Source organism: Niastella sp. (assembly GCF_045805085.1).
Classification (GTDB): Bacteria; Bacteroidota; Bacteroidia; order Chitinophagales; family Chitinophagaceae; genus Niastella.
In genome coordinates, this window is record NZ_JBJMLX010000115.1 from 1 (window position 1) to 1,920 (window position 1,920).

The 1,920-nt window shown below is 45.7% G+C and carries 4 protein-coding genes; 1 reads left to right on the forward strand and 3 read right to left on the reverse strand.

Annotation, left to right across the window (positions count from 1 at the left end; translation table 11 throughout):
* Positions 1-368 (reverse strand): chemotaxis protein CheB (locus tag ACJ751_RS05840; protein WP_407744441.1); only part of this gene is annotated, 368 nt, incomplete at its 3' end.
* Positions 369-379: 11 nt separating this feature from the next.
* Positions 380-640, reverse strand: a complete 261-nt coding sequence (locus ACJ751_RS05845) for a hypothetical protein (RefSeq protein ID WP_407744442.1) — start codon at positions 638-640, stop codon at positions 380-382.
* Between the two features lie 171 nt (positions 641-811).
* Between ACJ751_RS05845 and ACJ751_RS05850 the strand changes: the two genes are divergently transcribed.
* Positions 812-1,426, forward strand: coding sequence for a ferritin-like domain-containing protein (locus ACJ751_RS05850; protein WP_407744443.1), 615 nt, complete (start codon positions 812-814; stop codon positions 1,424-1,426).
* 87 nt (positions 1,427-1,513) lie between these two features.
* Here the strand turns inward: ACJ751_RS05850 and ACJ751_RS05855 are convergent.
* On the reverse strand, positions 1,514-1,920 hold a 407-nt coding region (locus ACJ751_RS05855), incomplete at its 5' end, for a CinA family protein (protein ID WP_407744444.1).

A 1,920-nucleotide genomic window follows, 5' to 3' on the forward strand; every position in this document is an offset into this window, starting at 1 on the left:
ACACCAATAACCCCGGCGCCAAAGGTATAGGCTGCGGAACGGAACAGGGGGTCAACTGCCGGGCGGAACCTGTTCTCTTTCGGTCCTTTTGTAACTCTTATATGGTCTGTTTCCAGCAGCAGGTGCCTGTCTGGCGGCGCTACATAAATGCGGCCCATTTTAATTTCTTCTAAATCCACTGCATTGGCTGCAGGCAGGGTGTTCAGTTTGTTCAATACATCGGGTAAAATGCCAATTGTGGCTGGTGAAATATGCCAAACGATAAATATGGCGGCTCCAAGGTCAGCGGGCAGGAGGGCTATGATCTCCTTTATTGCCTCAAAACCGCCGGCCGATGCCCCTATAACAATAATATTTCTTCTTTTCATAACGCTCTATATTATACGGCATACTTTCTCTCAATGGCCTTACCTACCTTTTCAGTAAGCCCCGCAGGCCGGTCTTCATCAACTGTCCATTCGCCGTTGTTATGGGATACATACCCGAAGGAGGTATCATTTAAAACTACATGAAAAGATGCGGGTAAACCATCCTTGTTAAGCTTCTCAGAAGGGTTTACCCAACCTGTGTACTTTGTACCAGCTTCTTCAAAAGCTATATTGAATATTTTTTCTTCTGCAGTCATGGATACATGTTTCATGAATAGCTGAAATATTTATACCATCTCTGGGAAATTATGCCCGCATCTTGGGGAACATATAGAGAAGTGTTTTATTCTATCCATAAAATAATACAGTTATTTACCAATTACATGTAGGCACAACATTTTGATCAGTTGTTATTATTTAATAAACTCTAAAACTTAACGAATATGCCTGCAACAACTAAGTCACGCGGCGCAAAAAAGAAAGCAGCAATAGCACCCGCTGCAAAGGGTAATACACAACTTCAGGAATTTTTTATAGAATCCCTTAAAGACATTTACTGGGCCGAAAAGCGGCTGACCAAGGCCTTGCCCAAGCTGCAAAAAGCAGCTACTACCCAGGAATTGAAAGCTGCCATTGAAGAACACCTGAGCCAGACCCAGGAACATGTGTCCCGTATTGAAGAAGCTTTTCAGATGATGGGTAAAAAAGCCCAGGCAAAAAAATGTGAAGCCATGGAAGGACTGGTAAAAGAAGGTGAAAGCATCCTGGAAGAAACTGAAAAAGGCTCCATGACACGCGATGCCGGTATTATTTCTGCGGCACAAAAAGTAGAGCACTATGAGATCGCCACCTACGGTACGCTGGTGACCCTGGCAAAAACCATGGGCGAAGAGGATGTGGCCCAACTGCTGGCGCAAACGCTGGAAGAAGAAAAACAAACCGATGAAACGCTTACCTCCATTGCTGAAGGCGGTATAAACTGGGAGGCTGAACAGGAGGAAGAAGAAGAAGGCGAAGAAGGGGAAGGAGAAGAAGGAGAAGAAGAGGAGGAGCAATAAATATTTTTTACTGATGAGCATTGTTGGATTGTTGAGCCCTCCCGATGTATCGGGAGGGCTCTTTTTATGGTCTGCATTCGAAACCCGTTACTTCATTACCGTGGCCAGCTTTTGCAGCACGGCCTGCGTATAATGGAGTTGAACCTCGGGCGGGTTCTTATCATTACTTCGTAACAGGCCCTTTGATCGGATTTTTTCTTTATATGTAATGGCGAAATAAGCAAACAGTTTATTGTCCGATTCGGGCACCGGTGTGGCATAACCTGTAATGCCAATGCCCCAGTGAGCGCCAAAGATGCGGCACACCTGCACCGCCATTTGTTCGGCCACCAGTTGCGACACACAATTCACCGACAGCGCATGGATGGGTTCCACCTGCAGGTGTTTGAACTTTTGCGCTATATTATAAGCCGTGAGTCCGCCCTGAAAAAATTGGGTGGCGTCGGGTGCATTGGAGAAGGCGTATTGCAATAAACCTGAAGTAACACTTTCAG